General features: G+C 68.8%; 3 protein-coding genes. All 3 read right to left on the bottom strand.

What is annotated here, in order from left to right; translation table 11 throughout:
- The coding region (locus tag MUO23_00125) for an SNF2-related protein (GenBank protein MCJ7511356.1) at positions 1-1,020 on the bottom strand (1,020 nt) is incomplete at its 3' end.
- Position 1,021: 1 nt separating this feature from the next.
- Positions 1,022-1,534: a hypothetical protein gene (locus MUO23_00120; GenBank protein ID MCJ7511355.1), complete on the bottom strand. Its 513-nt coding sequence runs from the start codon at positions 1,532-1,534 to the stop codon at positions 1,022-1,024.
- A gap of 178 nt (positions 1,535-1,712) precedes the next feature.
- A complete protein-coding gene (locus MUO23_00115; GenBank protein ID MCJ7511354.1) occupies positions 1,713-3,254 on the bottom strand; it encodes a UDP-N-acetylmuramoyl-L-alanyl-D-glutamate--2,6-diaminopimelate ligase in 1,542 nt (513 codons plus the stop codon).
- Between the last annotated feature and the right edge of the window lie 151 nt (positions 3,255-3,405).

Raw genomic sequence — 3,405 nt, 5'->3', positions numbered from 1 at the left:
CTCGGAGGCGGTCGTCCCGGCGCCGACGTTGGCCAGTCCGGGGGTGAGGAAGCGAAAGATCGTCAGCCAGTCTTCTCGCTCCTCGGGCAATGCCCCGGCCAGCGCCCAGCGGCGCCGCGGCCGCAAGCGAGAGGCCGGCTCGGCCGGGCTGGCCTTCAAGCGCCGCGCCCCCAAGACACTGTCCAACACGATCAGGTCGAGGTCCATGCGGGTGGCGTCGATCAGACCCCGCTCCATGTCGCCGGCCAGCGCCTCATAGTCCGCCAGCAGGACGTGCGCCGGCGAGGACCAATCGAGGGCGCGCTGAGCGCGATCCCCGTGGACGGCGGTGACGAGCAGCCCCGGACACCAGTCTGCCAGGGCGGCTGCCCACTCGCGGCGATGGCTATCCGGGCACACCAGCAGCACTCTGCGCGCCTGCCCCCGCTGGAAGAGCGCCAGGATTGCCAGACAGGCGGTGGTCGTCTTGCCGGTGCCGAGATCGTCCGCCAACAGCAGTGACTCCTGCGCCAGCAAAGCCTGGAAGGCCTCCAATTGGTGCGGCCGGAGCATCTGGAGCACCTCGCCGCCTGAACCTTCCAGCGGCAGGACGGTCTCGACCAGGTATGGCCGCAGTTGATCCAGGCGGGTGTCGGCCTCGGGGTCCAGCGGATCGGCGGTCTGCCTGGGGAGAGGCGTCGGCCCGGCCGGCCGGGCAACCGAAGCGACCGCCAGCATGACCCCGGACGGCGGCGCCTCCGGCGCCGGACGCACGGGCTCTACCAGGATCGGCGGCCGGGGGACGGCCTCGGCCAGCTTCTCGATCACGGTTGTCTCAAGCCCACTGAGGCTGAACTCGTAGGTCAGATCTGGGGCAATCCGGGCTGGCTGGGCGGATCCACCGTCGTCGGGGGTGAGGACGATCTCCGCCCGGGGGGCGGCCGACCAGTGCTGCGGGGCTTCGAGCGCCAGTTCCCGCACGCCGGTGGATTGGGGCGGTTCAAGCGGAGGCACCTTCTTGCGAGATCGCAGGCGGGGCACGTCAGGACTTTTGCAGCTCGCCCACCTTCAGATTGTGGGCCTCTTCCAAAGCCGAGCGAATTCGCATGAAGGGCTCGAGGATACTGCGCCCGCGCAGCCGGCGCGGCAGGGCGTTTCTGCCGGCCTCGGCCTCGTTCTCATACCCCGGCAGAGATTGCAGGACAAACTGGCCATCAACGGTTCCCCGCACCCACAACACGGGGAGATCGATGCGGGACCGCAGCTTGAGGAACTCCGCATCCCGAACCAGGACCACGTCCGGTTTGGCCTCCATCGCCGCCAGGATCGGCAGCCCGACAAGGTCGTTGCAGATGTACTCGTGCAGCGTGTCGCCGTACAGCAATTTCTGCAGGCTGGTCGGACGGATGGCGCCGCTGACGCGGAATTCCAGCGGCCGGGTGAGAGCATCAGTGACCAGACAGGCGCCGCGGATGGCCGTGCCCTCCTCAAACGTCGCCAGATCGAGGAAGGCGAGCACCTTCCCCGCTGCAGAAGAGTCGAGTTGGTCGGTCATGGGTTATGCCTCGTCGTCGATCCCATGGCGTCGCGGCCTGCTGCCGGGGCCTGCATGCAGATACTGTAGCCGAAAGACATGTGGCCCGCAAGCCATCCTTGGGCCACGCTCAGGCTGGACGGATGGGAAGTCCTTCCCAGGCGCTCGGAGGCAGCCTGGCGCGCCTTCTCAACGGCCATCAGACACTCGTCGGCAGGTGGGGCATGGCCGGACCCGGCACGCCTAGAAGCTCCGCCAGCGCCGCCCGCAGGGCAAGGCGTTCGTCCCACGGGTACTCGACCCCGCCGAAGCACAGAGACTGCTCGTGCCCCTTGCCGCAAGCGATGACGACGTCGCCGGGCCGGGCACGACCGACCGCCTGGCGCAGGGCCTCGCCTCGGTCCGGCACTCGCAGAAATGTCCTACCCTCCACGCCGCCGGCGGACAGTGCGCCCTGGGCCATTTCCTCCAGGATCGCCTCCAGCGGCTCGGTGCGCGGATCCTCCGCCGTCAGCAGGCTGAGGTCGGCGGCCTTGGCCGCGATTTCCGCCATCATGCGCCGCTTCTGGCGGTCGCGCAACCCGGCCGAGCCGAAGACGGCGATCACCCGACCGGAGGCCGCCTCCCGCGCCGCCGCCAAGGCTTGCCGGAGAGCGTTTGGGGTGTGGGCAAAGTCGACCAGGGCCAGGAAGGGCTGGCCGAGATCGATACGCTCCATCCGTCCGGGTAATCCGGGAAAGGTGGCGATGGCGGCGGCTGCGGCTGCCGGCGACACCCCGAGGCCCCGGACGGCTGCCGCATAGGCAGCCAGGACATTGGGCACGTTGTAGCGGCCCACCAGCCCCGTCCGCACCGCTTGCCGGTGATCCTTGGCTTCGATCACGAACGCAATCCCCTGGGCGTCGACGATCACCCCGCTGCCCCGGATTTGGGCTCCGGGGTCCAGCCCATAGGTCAGCTGGCGCACCTGAGTGACCTCTTTGAGGTAAGGGTACGACCCATCATCGGCATTGAGCACGGCCATTCGTTCCGGCGCGCCCGCTTTTTCGGGCGTCTCCGCCAGGCCGGCAAACAGGCCGGCCTTCGCCCGGCGATACGCCTCGAACGAGCCGTGGTAATCAAGGTGCTCATGGGTGATGTTGGTGATCACCGCCAAGTCGAAGTCGCAGGCGGCCACTCGGCCTTGTGCCAGACCGTGCGAGGTGGCTTCGAGCACGGCATGGGTCATCCCGGCATCAACCATCTGGCGCAGCAGGGACTGCACCAGAACGGCCTCTGGGGTCGTGACATGCAGGCCGGTCTCGACTCGGGTGTCGCCGATCACGGCACTGACGGTGGTTATCAATCCGGCGCGCTGGCCGCTGCCGGCCAGGACATGGTGGATCAGGCTGGCGGTGGTTGTCTTGCCATCGGTGCCGGTGACGCCGATCATCACCAGCCGCCGGGCCGGGTAGCCCTGCCAGGCTGCCGCCAGGTGGGCCAGCGTGTGGCGCGAATCCTTCACCTGGCGGTAGGGAACGGGAAGGCCGGGATCGGGCTGTTCGCCTACCAGCAGGACCGCGCCGGCGGCGGCAGCGGCCGGTAGGAAATCGTGCCCGTCGACATGCTCCCCGCGCACGGCGACAAACACCCACCCCGGCCGCACCAAGCGCGAGTCGGAACCCACGCCGCCGATCTCGACATCGGCCAGGTCGGCGGGCTGGAGCTCAGGCAGGTCGATCAGCAGTTGCTTGAGCCGCATACTCCTCCCGGGTTGAATGGAGCGGAGCGCACCGGGGAAAGACCCACTGCGCTCCACACCGAACCATCACGAAGCCGCTGCGTCCGTCTCGGGCTACTGCAGGCTGCGCCGCAGGCCCTCCAGCTTACCAGCCACCGAGGCGTCGACCATG

The organism is Anaerolineales bacterium (assembly GCA_022866145.1).
Lineage (GTDB): Bacteria > Chloroflexota > Anaerolineae > Anaerolineales > E44-bin32 > PFL42.
The sequence above is the reverse complement of the archived record's forward strand: the minus strand, read 5'-3'. Positions and strand labels throughout refer to the sequence as shown.

Coding starts and splice junctions, on each gene's coding strand:
- MUO23_00115 (MCJ7511354.1), bottom strand. CDS start 3,254: ATGCGGCTCAAGCAACTGCTGATCGACCTGCCTGAGCTCCAGCCCGCC.
- MUO23_00120 (MCJ7511355.1), bottom strand. CDS start 1,534: ATGACCGACCAACTCGACTCTTCTGCAGCGGGGAAGGTGCTCGCCTTC.